This is a genomic window from Rhodococcus sp. P-2 (genome assembly GCF_016598535.1).
Taxonomy (GTDB): domain Bacteria; phylum Actinomycetota; class Actinomycetes; order Mycobacteriales; family Mycobacteriaceae; genus Rhodococcus_F; species Rhodococcus_F baikonurensis.
Window position 1 is genome coordinate 2,268,333 of sequence record NZ_CP066779.1, and the last position, 12,769, is coordinate 2,281,101.

Below are 12,769 nucleotides of genomic sequence, written 5' to 3' on the forward strand. Positions count from 1 at the left end.
ATGGTCTTGTTTCTATCGGGAGGTTTCGTGAGTAGCGATACGACGCTCGAACAGTCGACGTGGACCATCCGACAGATCTGGATGCTGACGGTCGCATGCTGCGCTGTCGCGCTGGTCGTCGCAGCAATGGCCGCACTCAACACGGCCCTTCCCGACCTGGCCCGCGATACCGGAGCAACACAGAGCCAGCTCACGTGGATCGTGGACGGGTACACGCTCACACTGGCTTGCCTCCTGTTGCCGGCGGGCGCACTCGGCGATCGCTACGGTCGACGCGAACTGCTCATGTTCGGACTACTTGTTTTTGCTGCCGGCTCGTCGATTCCGGTCTTCGCGGACGAGCCGTCGTGGATCATCGCCTCCCGCGTGATCTCCGGCGTCGGCGCCGCGTTTGTCATGCCGGCGACGTTGTCTCTGCTCACTGCAGGTTTCCCGCCGGCGCAGCGTGCCCGCGCCGTCGGAGTCTGGTCCGGCGTCGCAGGGTCCGGTGCAATCGCCGGACTCGTCGTCTCCGGGTTGCTCCTCGAAAAGTGGTCCTGGCATTCGATTTTCGTCAGCCTGGCCGTCATCTCCGTCCTGATCCTCGTGGTGTCGTTCACGATCGTGACATCGAAAGACGCGGAGGCAGCTCCCCTCGATCTACCTGGCACCGCACTGATCGCCGGCTCGATCGGACTGTTCGTCCTGGGCATGATCGAGGCACCCGCCCGCGGTTGGCTCGATCCGGTGGTTCTCGCGTTGCTGATCGGCGGAATTGCCATGACGGCAGTCTTCAGCTGGGTCGAATTACGCACTCGCCATCCACTTCTGGACGTGAGGCTGTTCGCCAATCGCGCATTCGGCAGCGGCGCAGCGTCACTGACTCTGCAATTCCTGGCGACTTTCGGCTTGTTCTTCCTGATCGTGCAGTATCTCCAACTGGTGCTCGACTACTCCCCACTGCAATCGGCGCTCGCCCTCATGCCGATCGCCGTCCCGGTGATGGCGCTGTCCGTGGTTGCGCCCCTACTGATTCCGCGTATCGGCCTTCGCGCTCTCACCGCCACCGGGGTTGCCTTCCTCGGAACCGGAATTGCGCTCTTGACGCGCTTGGACGCCAGTTCGACCTATGCCGAAGTCTGTGTCCCCTTGGTAGTAGCCGCTATCGGATTGGGCTTGTCGACAACTCCCGCCACTGCTGCCATCGTCTCCAACGCACCAGACTCAAAACAGGGTGTTGCCTCAGCGGTCAACGACGCAACCCGTGAGATCGGCTCTGCCATCGGTGTTGCACTGGCGGGAAGTATCCTCGCCGCCGGCTACGGCAATCACGTCCAGCCCGCGGTCGACTTGCTGCCCGAACCCGCCAAGGAACCGGTATCCGGTTCTCTGGCCGCTGCTCTCCATGTCGCCGAAGCAGCCGGGCCGCAGGGAGCCCAGTTGGCCGAATTCGCCCGTGAATCCTTCATTAAAGGCATGGATCAAGGAGCACTCACGCTCGCCGCGATCATGTGGGTATCCGCGATCGTTCTGGGATTCTGGGCTCCGGGTCGTCAGCGAGACTGACCGTCGCGTCGATACGCCGGAGCCTTGGTCGCCTGCTTGGACTGCAACGTCTGCAGCAGGGGCATCGACCGGAGCGGTACCACCACCGAGAGAACCATGACGCTGGTCGACCGGGTGGCTATCCCCGACCGATTCAGTTCGAGCAGCGTCGCTTGCAAATCCTCGTGCGACGCAGCGGCAATCCTGCACAGCACGTCGCCGGAACCGGTAGTGGCAAAGGCTTCGAGCACACCGGGTATTGCCTCGAGTTCCGCTGTGACGGTGTCGAGCGCCCCCTGGGCGATCTGCAAAGTCACGAATGCTTGCACTCCGAAACCCGCTGCAGCCAAATTGACGTGCGGTGCGTATCCGGCGATGACGCCCGCGTCTTCCATCCTTTTCAATCTCGCCTGCACCGTCGCCCGGGCAACCTTGACCTGACGCGAAAGCTCCAACGCACCGGCTCTCGGGTGCTTGTTCATCGCGTCCAACAGAGCCAGATCCACTGCGTCGAGATTCACGTCTGCTCCACTCGCCATTCAACTATGCAAACTGCCTACAAAACCATGCCGTTGTCTTCGGATTCCGGCGCTGTGTCTACTTTCAACTACCTCCGTTGACTACCCAACCTTGGAAGGACTTATCTGTTTGTACTGGCAGTGCCGAACATAACTCGAGCACCGCGCTGTGTACATCGCACTCAGAGGGGACTCATCATGACCGTCGAACAGACTCTCACCGACGACGAACAGTTGGCCGGCCTGGATCTGGAGCAATTGCGCCAGTTGGTCGGCTTGGTCGAGTACGACAGCGATCACGATCCCTTCCCCGTGAGCGGGTGGGACGGACTCGAATGGATCGTCGGAAACGCTACGCAGACTTCGCATTTCTTCCAGTCTGGGTTCGGCATGGAATTGGTGGCCTATTCAGGTCCGTCGACCGGAAACCGCGACCACCACGCGTTTGTACTCAAGAGCGGGGCGGTCCGGTTTGTCGTCAAGGGTGCTGTGGATCCGGCAAGTCCGCTGATCGAACATCACAGCCGTCACGGTGACGGCATTCGCGACATCGCGCTCAGCGTCCCCGACGTGGACAAGTGCATCGGGCACGCCATCACCCAAGGTGCGACGGTGTTGAGTGAACCGCACGACATCACCGACGAGCACGGCACCGTCCGCCTGGCCACCATCGCGACGTACGGCGAGACTCGGCACACCCTCGTCGACCGTTCCCGCTACACCGGCCCTTACCTCCCCGGCTATGTCGAACGGACGTCGTCGTACCGCAAGCGTGACGGCGCACCGAAACGAATCTTCCAGGCCCTCGACCACGTCGTCGGAAACGTCGAACTGGGGAAGATGGACCAGTGGGTCGACTTCTACAACCGAGTCATGGGATTCACCAACATGGCCGAGTTCGTGGGCGGCGACATCGCGACCGACTACTCGGCACTGATGAGCAAGGTCGTCTCGAGCGGAAATCACCGAGTCAAGTTCCCACTCAACGAACCTGCTGTCGCGAAGAAGCGGTCGCAGATCGACGAATACCTCGAGTTCTACCAAGGCCCAGGCGCTCAGCATCTTGCACTTGCGACCAACGACATTCTCGCAGCGGTGGACGCTCTGGTCGACGAAGGAATCGAGTTTCTCTCCACTCCTGCTTCGTATTACGAGGATCCCGAACTCCGAGCGCGCATCGGCGAGGTTCGAGTCCCGATCGAGGAATTGCAGAAGCGAGGCATCTTGGTCGACCGCGACGAAGACGGCTATCTTCTACAGATCTTCACCAAGCCGATCGGTGATCGGCCCACCGTGTTCTTCGAGATCATCGAGCGCCACGGATCGCTGGGATTCGGGCTGGGAAACTTCAAGGCCCTGTTCGAAGCGATCGAGCGTGAGCAGGCTGCGCGGGGCAACTTCTGAGGTGGGTCAGCTGTTTTCGGTCCAAGCCCAGACCACCGCGGGTCGCCCGGTGGCGCTGACCCGGACTCGTTCGTCGGTTCGTTCCAGTCCGGGCAGCGACTTGAGTGTGCGGTTCAAGTTGCCCGGGTCCGGACGCACACCGGAAAGCTCCTCCGCCACGGCCAAGGCGTACGACGCCGGAAACGACGGTCCCAGCAGCGCTCGTGTGAATGCCTGATCTCGCCACAAGAGGGTGTCCGCAAGGATGGGGCGAGTATCGGCGACTATCCGATTGTGGTCGAACGCAAGGTCCCCCGGGTTGTCCCAGCTCACCCATTCGGCTGAACCCGGCACCTCGTCAGACGAGATCACTGCCCACATGGTCACCGAGAGCGTCGGACCACGAGGGTCGCGATTGGGCTCGTCGAACACGGTCAGTTGTCCACCGGCCAGGATCTTCTCTTCGGGAATTCCGAGCTTGGTGGTCACGGCTCGCCTGGCGGCGTCCTGCAACCGCTCACCGGCGCCCAGCAGTACACCGGGCAGCGCCAACTGCCCGGTGTACGGCTCCGCTTGCCGCGGAGTGACGGCAAATCGCAACATCCCGGGTTCCGGATTGCCGAACCGGAGCGCGATGACATCGATCGAGACAAGTGACTGGTCCACACCGTCCATCATGCAGGCACAGGGCTCCACTCACGACGATCGGCCCGGTCAGGGCCGTCGGCAGTCAGAACCACCGGAACTCCCATTTCCTGACCCAGGTAACCGGCGAAGCCCTCCCTGTCAGTCGGAATACCCTTCGGCACAACCGCTACGGCTTGCAAGGCATCTGTCAGTGCCTGTTGGTGATCGAGATCCTTCCACTGTCCGACCGGGAGGGATCGCCACCCCTCGTATTCCTGCACCCCGTGGATCGGGATGCCTGCCGTCAGGCCACGATCCATCGCATCGAGGTGCGTCAGCGCCAATCCGTCGACGCCACCGCTGACCTCGATTGCGTAGCGCAACAACAACTCGTCGAGGTGCCCGATCCGAAACTCACCTTGATACTCGCCGGTGCCGTTGTGCTCCTCGGGCAAGACCTTCGCCAGCGCTGGATCCTCGGTCGGGAAGGGCCCAGCTCCGTGCCGTGTCATGTAGGTGCGGGTGACACCGAGTACGTAACTGTCCCGGCCCAACTGGTCGATCATTGCTCGCGCATTCGACGGCTCGACCGTCGACCATGTGGTGTGTGGGTGAAAGCCCCGCCACTCGTCGAGAAGGACACCTTGTGCCCCCTCGAACACCAATCGGCCATCAGCACCGATCGCACCCAAAGCCTCCGGACCGGTGATGTCCACGACCGCAGCGAATTCCGTATACATGTCGACCATGTCGTCGATCGGCGGAAAACCGTGGCGACTCTCCGCGATCATCGGATCGTGGAATGTGGCCAACGCCGACAACTTACGACGCAAGGAGTCCGGCCGAAGGCAGTCCCCCACCGTAGGCGCATTCGCAACTTCGAGCGCATACGCCGCAGTCTCACCGATCCCCTTTCCACACGAGCCGTGTCGGTTACCGCCGCGAGCATCCTCGCGGGCCCTGTTGGCGGCCACGTGAATCGGTGTCGTCAACAATGCGCGCGCGTCGATCCGTATCAGATCGAACGGGTTTCGAACTCCGAGCGCTTCCAGAGCACGCGCCTCCCGGGCGAGCGCGATGGGCTCGACCAACACGAATCTCGAGAGAAACGTCGGGACGCCGGACAGCGTGCCCGAACCGAACTGCGAAAACGTGTGGTGCCGCTCGCCGACCGTTACGTTGTGCGCTGCCTGTGCCCCACCGTTGAAGCGGACCACTGCGGCCACATCCAGGTCGGCTTGATCGGAGCACAGCCAATCGACGGTTGCTCCCTTCCCTGCATCTCCGAACCCGAGGTCTACGACGACGATGTCGCGGTCTTCGAACGGCTCCATCATGTTCTCCTCTCAAGCGAAATCGACATCGTCAGTGCTCGTTCCGAGGTCGCGGGGCAATCCGGCCACCGTTGCCGGATTGCGACTCGGAATCCGAGCCAGAGCCTTTCCGACGGTCTCGGCTTCAGCCCTGGAACCGATGTCACGGAGATCCGCCAGCCCGTCACGCAGGTCGATACGGTCCTCGCCGATTCCGACCGTCAGTGCTATCAGTTCGCATACTGCAGCGGGGTTGTCGAGTTTCACGAACCGCTCACCGAGCAACTCCCTCCAGTGATCGGCGATTTCCGGATCATTGAAGTACGACGACTGATCGGGCAACACGTAGTAGACATTCCACCGTTCTTCGAGTTCACGGTAGATCGACGGCACCGATACGTCCTGACGCACCTTGTCACCGATCACCGAACGGATGTGACGAGCCGAGAGTCTCGGCTTGTTCAACTCGTCGCCGATGATGAAGAGGTAGCCTTTCCGTCCCCGCTTCTCCCAGGCGTCGGTACTCGTGTGACGCGCCATGAAATATGCCGCCAATTCATAGCTTTCCGATTTCTGACCGCCTCCGTTGCCTTCGAGAAAAATGGTGCGTAACTGTTCGTCCATCGCGTTTCCCGACTCGAACTGTCCGACTTGAAGCGGCACCCGGTCGGAATCTGCGTCGCCGATACCGCCGAACAGAATCTGCGGATCATCCGCATATCCCTTCCGTTGGAGCAGTCCGTGTAGCTTCCCGAGCTTGTCCTGCATGATGCGGGGGACAGCACCCATCGAACCGGTGACATCGAAAAGCACTGCTATCGGCAGAGAATCGGGGTGTCCGTCCGAATCTCGGCATTCACGCTTGTCGACGCCGAAGGGGTCGAGGGTCGGGTCCGCCTTCCAACTGCTTCGCGGACGCGACCGAAGCAAATCGGTGTAGCCGAAGTCGTCGACACCGCGCGCGGCACGGAAAGTCTTGCCCGCCAAATAGGTGTTGTCATCCCAGTATCCGTAGCCCATGATGATCACTGTCCTTTCGTGGAGGGGACGGCGAACGGACGAAATATCCGCCGGCCGTAGAGAAGATCGAGGAGTTCGTCGAACTCGTCAAGTAGGTCGACCGCGTCGGGACGCAGTCTCGGGTTGTCCTGCAGGCAGCCCCGAGCAAAAGCCTTCATTCTCTCGTGAGCCTGCTCGCCCAGCATTCGCAGCATCAAGCGATGAGCCATGTAGACGTCCCACGCGGGAGACGCTGTTTCGCCGACTTCCCTTGGGTAGGAATCGCGATCGGAACCGATCGTCGCCACCGGGCGGCTGCCGGTGCGGGTGGCAAAGGACCACCCGACCAGCACCACCCCGTGCCGATCAGGCTCGATCAGCACGTTCTCCGCAGTGATCGCGGTGTGCACCCAACCAGTCGCATGCGCCGCTGCCAGAGCCCGAAGCAGCCGTCGGTGCATCCACGCCCAGTCACGCGGATCGAGGCCCCCTGGATACGCCTCACGAACGTCGGCGAGGCTCACGAAACCTTCGGTCAGATCGTCCAGCACGTCGATCTGGCGTCGCGCGCCGGCGTCCACATGAGTGATTCGGTCGATCAACCGCGGGAAGTACGGCGCTGCCCAACCGGCTTCGCACGAATTCTCGATGTCCGTCAACACATTCCGTTCGGCCTCGATCATCGAGTTCGCCCGAGGGTTTCGCGGAATCTTGAGTACGACACCGGCATCGGACCGGTACAGGTTGGCAACCGAGCCGCGGGCTACCAGTCCACCCAACGAATACTCTCCCCGTTCGCCCACATATACGGGACGAGAATCTGCGGACTCGACCTCTGCCGACCAACTCCGGTAGAGCTCGTTCAACCGAGATGTTGCCGCCGAGTACCGCACCCGATCTTCGGGCTTCGCCCGGTCCGGATGGATGGCAGAGGCGAGCCGATGAAAACGACGCTTTGCAGCGCGGCGGGAGTCGAGATCACTGGGGACTCCCCCGAACACATCAGCCGAAACCTTTGCCGTCTCGACTGTTTCGAGTGCAGTGCGCGTCGTTTTCATGGTTTTAGTCTAACTGACTAAAACGAATGCGGCAACAATGCGTATTTCATCCCGGTAGATGCGCATTGCATCCTCACCATCGAGACCGGTCTCGCTTGAAGATAGGTATACCTAACTTCGATTGCTTCCAAGGAGCATCACATGCAGGACACGCAAACGGCCATCCGCCCCCGATTCACCACCCATCGCGCTGTCGTCACAAGGAAAAGAGAGATAGGGCCTCATTTCGTTCGAGTGACGTTCGGCGAACTCCGCGATTACGACTGCGTCGGCATCGCTCCGAAGGTGAAGATCTTTCTGCCCGATGACGCCGACCATTCCGCAGCCGCCCGAGAACTGACGATTCCGACCGTCGGGGTACACGGTTTCGAGTACCCCGACGACGCACCCAAGCCGATAGTGCGGACGTACACGATCCGCGCACACCGCCGGGAACTGTGTGAGGTCGACATCGATTTCGTCGTCCACAGCGACGGGCCGGCAGGCAGGTGGGTCACGAACGCCGTTCCCGGCGACGTTGTCGGACTGACCAATGCTGTAGGGAACCAACCACTCCCGGAGCTGGCGCGTTCCCTGCTGCTGCTCGGTGACGTGTCCGCGCTCCCCGCGATCATGACGATCTTGGAATCTCTCACGACCGATCAGGAAGCGATCACGCTCCTGATCACCGACAGCCCGGAGAATGAGATTCCGTTGGAAGCGGCCGCCGACGGTCGCGCTCGGTGGATCCACGGGTCCGACGAAGAGACGATGATCGAAGAGCTCCGTCAGGCGTTGTCGGCACATCAGCCTGACTACGTCTGGGCCGCGGGAGAAGCCGGCTCGCTCCGCGGAGTCCGTCACCTCCTCCGCGTGGACATCGGCTACTCCCCGATGAACTCGCATATCGTTGGATACTGGAAACGCAAAGCCGACGCCGACGAGGTGGCCGACGACGTCTTCGCCCGTATGCACGCGGCGGTCGCCGAAGGCCGGAACCTGACGCCTCAGGAACTGGACGAACTGACAGTCGACGATGTGGAGTTCCTATCGACGAAGCCGTGAACTGCAAGGGAGGAGGGAAACGTGGGCGTCACGCCGACGAACACCACGGAGCGTTCCCGTCGCCGAGTGCGCGCCGAGCATCTTCGCCTCGACAACGACGTGGAAGTACACAGCCACGACGTGGTGGAATTGGCTCTCGTACGAGATGGCCGAGCAGTCCAGCGCAGCGCAGACGATGTGACGGATATTCGTTCGGGTCACGTGTTGATCCTCACGCCCGGCACACGCCACAGCCTCGAATCGAATTGCCTGCTGACCACCAATGTTTTCTTGGATCCGACGCTGTTCGTAGACGAGTTGTCCTGGATCACGAAAGTTCCGGGCTGGGGTGCCGCGTTTTCTCCGCAGTCGCGCGTGCCTCGCCCCGTTCTCATCCTCGATGCCGACGACCGCACCGCGCAACTGGCCGAACTCTTCGACGAACTCGCAGCAGGCACGGGCCGATCCCGAGATCTCGGGATCGGAATTTTCGAGCAGTATGCCCTGCTGTTCGCAGCGTTCTCCGTGCTCGAGCCTCTCGTCTCCGACACGGTGAATAGCCGTGAAGAACGCAGCTACCGTGCAACGGTCGAACTGGCCGTGGAGGTGATGAGCAATAACCTCGATCATCCCTGGACTCTGGGTTCGCTGGCCGCGAAGGTCGCCCTCTCGCCTTCACAATTGAGCCGCGTGTTCGTTGCCGACACCGGCTCCAGTCCGATGTCCTATCTGCAGACATTGCGCGTCGAACGTCTCGCATCTCTCTTGCGCACAACAGAACTCAGCATTTCCGGGGCTGCCCGCGCCGTCGGATGGCACGATCCCGGCCACGCAGCGCGTAGGTTCCGATCCCGGTGGCAGTGCAGCCCGAACCAGTATCGCGAACGGTTTCGCTGATCACTCCACCTTTCGGTCACTCGCTCGTCGTCCTGCCGAGGCCCAGGGCGGCTACGGCTTTGCGTAGCTCGATCACCGCCGGACCAGTGTCCCCCTCACGGGTACACAGATCGATCGAACACTGCTCGATGTCGGAGATTCGCACGAAACTGACATCCGAGCGGGTGTAGTACTCGGCAATGGTTGCTGCCGTTATGACCACCGCTCGACCGTTGGCGACGACCTCGAGCGCTTCGTCCATCGTGCGGACCGAGGGACCGTACCGGACGGGTACACCACTCGGGCGCGGGTCCACCGACCACCATTTCACCCATTCGAGTGGTGCACCGTCACTCGAAACCTGCACCATCCCATCTATTTCAGAAAGCTCGATGCTCGTACGACCCGCCAGTCGGTGTCCTCGAGGCAACGCCGCCACCCGCGGTTCGACGCCTATCCGTTCGAGCACCACACCGTCGAGCACCGGCAGTGGCGGCCGCACGAAGGCGGCATCGACGGTCGCGCTCGCCACCGCGGAAACCTGTTGGGACCAATCCAATTGGACCAGCTCCACCTCCGCATGCAACGAATCGATCACCGCACGCCCCAAACTTCCGGCAGCCCCGTTGATGAATCCGATCCGCAACCGCCTGGCCCGCCGACGCTCGAGTGCATCGAGCCCGTTCATCGCGCGAACGGCGAACTCGAGCGCGGGCCGCGCATCCGCGACGAACACCTCACCCGCGGCGGTGAGCACCACCGGGTGCGAACTGCGATCGACCAACTCGACTCCCACCTGCTCCTCGAGTCGACGAATCTGCTGACTGAGAGCAGGCGCCGTGACGAACAACCGGTCTGCCGCTCGTCCGAAGTGCCCTTCCGCCACGACGACGAGCAACGAGGACACCAACCGCAGGTTCAGATCCTCACCTCTTCGCGCCTTTTTCATTACCGTCCATTCGGTTGTTTACGGCCGCTGTAGACCCATGAAGTGATGACCATCACGGTATCTGAACAGCGGCGTTAAGCAAACTGGCAATTTTCGAACGAAGTTCTACATGTACAGCGAATGCCTCGCCGGGTCACAGTTGTCGCAGATCCGGACAGCCCGCCGAATCTGCGAAACCAGGAGATGTGATGAGCAAGTACGAGCACGAATTCGTCCACATGATGGATGGCGTCGAAAAGCAATTGGAAACCATCGACAATCCACGGCACCAGAAGATCCTCCGCAACTACCGACGCCACGCGTTGCTCGAGGTCTCCGGTCGTTACAAGGAAATCCTCTCGCCCGACATGACCGTCGAAGAACCCGTTTACCGGTTGTTCGAAGACGGGCAGTCGATTGTTCTGGACGGCATGGACGCCGTCACCACCTTCTACCATTCGCTCGCCGAGACGGACACCCTTGTCATGTGGACCGGCAAGTCCGACTTCGCCGTATCCGACAGTGGGTTCTCCGGCGAGACCCTCTTCAGTCAGTTCGTCCCCGGTTCGAGCCTCGGAGACGGGGTGTTCGGCGCTGTGCACGAATCGGGTGGATCCACGCCCACCGTCCTCGAACAGTCGTCGGACATCGACCCCGACGGTTGGTACCTCGTACGTCGGACCTTGGCATTCGTCTGGCCATATGACGAGCAGGGTCGACTCATCGGTGAGCACGTCTACGAAGATTCTGCCTCGAAAGTGGTGACCAAGGTGGACCCGAGCGAAGTCATCACGGCAGCGCGCGCGGCCGAACTGCTTGCACCACTGCTCGAAACGCATCTGCCGTGAGCGCGCCGGTAGCGATCGTCACCGGCGCCGCAGCCGGGTTGGGTGCCGCCATTGCCGAGCGCCTTGCCGAGGACTTCGGCACCCTGCTTCTCCTCGACATCGAAGAGGCGGCGCTCGCCGACACCGCAGCACGCCTGGAAAGCCTTGGCGTAGAGGTTCACACGGCACGATGCGACGTTCGACGTGAAGGCGACGTGAAGAACGCGTTCGACGTGGCTGCGTCGATCGGCAGTCCGGCAGCACTCGTCAACGGTGCCGGCATCGGCGTCTTCACTCCGTTTCTCGAAATCACCGAAGACCAGTGGGACAACACCTTTGCGGTGAACACCAAGGGCAGCTTCCTGATGTGCCGAGAATTCGTGAGTAGAATCGAGGGTCCCGCAGCGATCGTCAACATCGCGTCGATCGGCGCCCGCTTGGGCGGTGACATGCTCGCGCACTACGGACCGTCGAAGGCCGCGGTGATCGAGATGAGTCACAGCGTCGCCCGAATCGGCGCGACCCGAGGACTCCGTTCGAACACCGTCATGCCCGGACTGATCCTCACCGACATGTGGTTGCGGACCATCAAGGAACTGCGTCGACGCGATCCCTCGCTCGCAGATGTCTCCGATTCCGACGTCTTCGATTCTTTTGTCGCCCAGATGGTTCCGATGGGTCGAGCTCAGACACCCGGAGACATCGCCGAGATGGTCGCGTTCTTGCTCAGCGACAAGGCTCGCAACGTCACCGGGCAGACGATTGCCGTCGACGGCGGCGCCGTGATGACCTGATCGGGTAGATGGCGGTCAGCCCCAGCGTGACTGGCCGCCGTCGAGTGGGATCGTGGCACCCGTGAGGTAACCGGCGTCTTCGCTGACGAGGAAGACGACGGCACGCCCGATGTCGGTCTCGGGATCTCCGACTCGTCCCAGCGGAATACCCGCGACAAATGCCGCCGCCTCTTCCGGATTCTTGTCCATCCACCACTGCAACGCGGGAGTCTTGGCGTGCGGAGCGACGTTGAGAACTCGAATGTTGTCCTTGCCCCATTCGCAGGCCGCGGCGCGGGTCAACGAGCGCATTCCTTCCTTGATGGAACCGTAAGCGCCGTAGTTGCTGGCATCCCAGCGCACGGCCGCCGAGGTGACCATGTTGATGATGACGCCACCACCACGACTGTTCATGTGCGGGTACGACGCCTGCATCATGCGCAGGGTGGCGAGTGGGCCCGTCGCGAAGGAACGCTCGAAGTCTTCGTCGAGCACACTCAGGAGAGGACCCGGCTTGCAGTCGTTGGCGTTGTTGACCAGGATGTCGATTCCGCCGAACAGTTCGACGGTACGGTCCACGGCCGCCGCGATGTCGTCCTTCTTGCTGACGTCGCAGACCACGGCCTCACCGCGCGCACCGATGTCAGCGAGTAGTCCGCAGGTGGTGTGCAACTTGGATTCGGTGCGACCGGCAACGGCGATCACGGCGCCCTCTTTGGCCAAGGCCAGTGCAATCCCCTGCCCGATTCCCTGACCCGCACCCGTGATGAGTGCAACTTTGCCTTCGAGCTTGCCCATGTGACTACTCCAATGTCTGTCGACGCAGAGGTCCCTTTTGCGGGAAGGACCGGTCGATTCTGGTGACTGCCGCCGTTTGTCGTCTACACTCGACCTACAAAACAACCAAGCACTTGCTTGAC

The 12,769-nt window shown here is 61.7% G+C and carries 13 protein-coding genes; 6 read left to right on the forward strand and 7 right to left on the reverse strand.

What is annotated here, in order from left to right; genetic code table 11:
• Complete coding sequence (locus I7X09_RS10740) at positions 1–1,545, forward strand: MFS transporter (RefSeq protein ID WP_200316728.1); 1,545 nt, start codon at positions 1–3, stop codon at positions 1,543–1,545.
• Here I7X09_RS10740 and I7X09_RS10745 read toward each other — a convergent pair.
• Entirely contained in the window at positions 1,533–2,063 is a 531-nt protein-coding gene (locus I7X09_RS10745) for an Lrp/AsnC family transcriptional regulator (protein WP_200316729.1), read from the reverse strand. The genes I7X09_RS10740 and I7X09_RS10745 overlap by 13 nt on opposite strands.
• 177 nt (positions 2,064–2,240) lie before the next feature.
• Here I7X09_RS10745 and hppD point away from each other — a divergent pair, with 177 nt between their 5' ends.
• Positions 2,241–3,446 (forward strand): 4-hydroxyphenylpyruvate dioxygenase, encoded by a 1,206-nt coding sequence (gene hppD, locus I7X09_RS10750; RefSeq protein ID WP_200316731.1) that lies wholly within the window; start codon positions 2,241–2,243, stop codon positions 3,444–3,446.
• Positions 3,447–3,452: 6 nt separating this feature from the next.
• Here the strand turns inward: hppD and I7X09_RS10755 are convergent, their stop codons facing one another.
• The 4 genes from I7X09_RS10755 to I7X09_RS10770 are packed head-to-tail and all read right to left on the reverse strand — an operon-like array spanning position 3,453 to position 7,422.
• The gene (locus tag I7X09_RS10755) at positions 3,453–4,103 is read right to left on the reverse strand and encodes an NUDIX hydrolase (RefSeq protein ID WP_200316733.1); all 651 of its coding nucleotides are present in this window, start codon (positions 4,101–4,103) and stop codon (positions 3,453–3,455) included.
• Positions 4,100–5,389 carry an adenylosuccinate synthetase gene (locus I7X09_RS10760; RefSeq protein ID WP_442800588.1) on the reverse strand — a complete coding sequence of 430 codons (1,290 nt, stop codon included), beginning with the start codon at positions 5,387–5,389 and terminating at the stop codon, positions 4,100–4,102. Before I7X09_RS10760 ends, I7X09_RS10755 begins: the two co-directional genes overlap by 4 nt.
• 9 nt (positions 5,390–5,398) lie before the next feature.
• Entirely contained in the window at positions 5,399–6,385 is a 987-nt protein-coding gene (locus I7X09_RS10765; RefSeq protein ID WP_200316737.1) for a hypothetical protein, read from the reverse strand.
• A 5-nt stretch (positions 6,386–6,390) separates the two neighbouring features.
• Positions 6,391–7,422 carry a hypothetical protein gene (locus I7X09_RS10770; protein ID WP_200316739.1) on the reverse strand — a complete coding sequence of 344 codons (1,032 nt, stop codon included), beginning with the start codon at positions 7,420–7,422 and terminating at the stop codon, positions 6,391–6,393.
• A 141-nt stretch (positions 7,423–7,563) separates the two neighbouring features.
• On the opposite strand from I7X09_RS10770, the gene I7X09_RS10775 reads away from it, so the two are divergent.
• On the forward strand, positions 7,564–8,466 hold the full coding sequence (locus tag I7X09_RS10775) for a siderophore-interacting protein (RefSeq protein WP_200316741.1): 903 nt from the start codon (positions 7,564–7,566) through the stop codon (positions 8,464–8,466).
• Positions 8,467–8,487: 21 nt separating this feature from the next.
• Positions 8,488–9,342, forward strand: coding sequence for an AraC family transcriptional regulator (locus tag I7X09_RS10780; protein ID WP_200316743.1), 855 nt, complete (start codon positions 8,488–8,490; stop codon positions 9,340–9,342).
• 16 nt (positions 9,343–9,358) lie between these two features.
• On the opposite strand, the gene I7X09_RS10785 is transcribed toward I7X09_RS10780, so the two are convergent.
• Positions 9,359–10,270, reverse strand: a complete 912-nt coding sequence (locus I7X09_RS10785) for a LysR family transcriptional regulator (RefSeq protein ID WP_200316745.1) — start codon at positions 10,268–10,270, stop codon at positions 9,359–9,361.
• A 188-nt stretch (positions 10,271–10,458) separates the two neighbouring features.
• Between I7X09_RS10785 and I7X09_RS10790 the strand changes: the two genes are divergently transcribed.
• Entirely contained in the window at positions 10,459–11,097 is a 639-nt protein-coding gene (locus I7X09_RS10790) for a hypothetical protein (RefSeq protein WP_200316747.1), read from the forward strand.
• Entirely contained in the window at positions 11,094–11,870 is a 777-nt protein-coding gene (locus I7X09_RS10795; RefSeq protein ID WP_200316749.1) for an SDR family NAD(P)-dependent oxidoreductase, read from the forward strand. The genes I7X09_RS10790 and I7X09_RS10795 overlap by 4 nt, the downstream gene beginning before the upstream one ends.
• A gap of 15 nt (positions 11,871–11,885) precedes the next feature.
• Here I7X09_RS10795 and I7X09_RS10800 read toward each other — a convergent pair whose 3' ends face one another.
• A complete protein-coding gene (locus tag I7X09_RS10800) occupies positions 11,886–12,647 on the reverse strand; it encodes an SDR family NAD(P)-dependent oxidoreductase (RefSeq protein ID WP_200316751.1) in 762 nt (253 codons plus the stop codon).
• Positions 12,648–12,769: the final 122 nt, after the last annotated feature.

Coding starts and splice junctions, on each gene's coding strand:
- I7X09_RS10740 (WP_200316728.1), top strand. CDS start 1: ATGGTCTTGTTTCTATCGGGAGGTTTCGTGAGTAGCGATACGACGCTC.
- I7X09_RS10745 (WP_200316729.1), bottom strand. CDS start 2,063: ATGGCGAGTGGAGCAGACGTGAATCTCGACGCAGTGGATCTGGCTCTG.
- hppD (WP_200316731.1), top strand. CDS start 2,241: ATGACCGTCGAACAGACTCTCACCGACGACGAACAGTTGGCCGGCCTG.
- I7X09_RS10755 (WP_200316733.1), bottom strand. CDS start 4,103: ATGATGGACGGTGTGGACCAGTCACTTGTCTCGATCGATGTCATCGCG.
- I7X09_RS10760 (WP_442800588.1), bottom strand. CDS start 5,389: ATGATGGAGCCGTTCGAAGACCGCGACATCGTCGTCGTAGACCTCGGG.
- I7X09_RS10765 (WP_200316737.1), bottom strand. CDS start 6,385: ATGGGCTACGGATACTGGGATGACAACACCTATTTGGCGGGCAAGACT.
- I7X09_RS10770 (WP_200316739.1), bottom strand. CDS start 7,422: ATGAAAACGACGCGCACTGCACTCGAAACAGTCGAGACGGCAAAGGTT.
- I7X09_RS10775 (WP_200316741.1), top strand. CDS start 7,564: ATGCAGGACACGCAAACGGCCATCCGCCCCCGATTCACCACCCATCGC.
- I7X09_RS10785 (WP_200316745.1), bottom strand. CDS start 10,270: ATGAAAAAGGCGCGAAGAGGTGAGGATCTGAACCTGCGGTTGGTGTCC.
- I7X09_RS10790 (WP_200316747.1), top strand. CDS start 10,459: ATGAGCAAGTACGAGCACGAATTCGTCCACATGATGGATGGCGTCGAA.
- I7X09_RS10800 (WP_200316751.1), bottom strand. CDS start 12,647: ATGGGCAAGCTCGAAGGCAAAGTTGCACTCATCACGGGTGCGGGTCAG.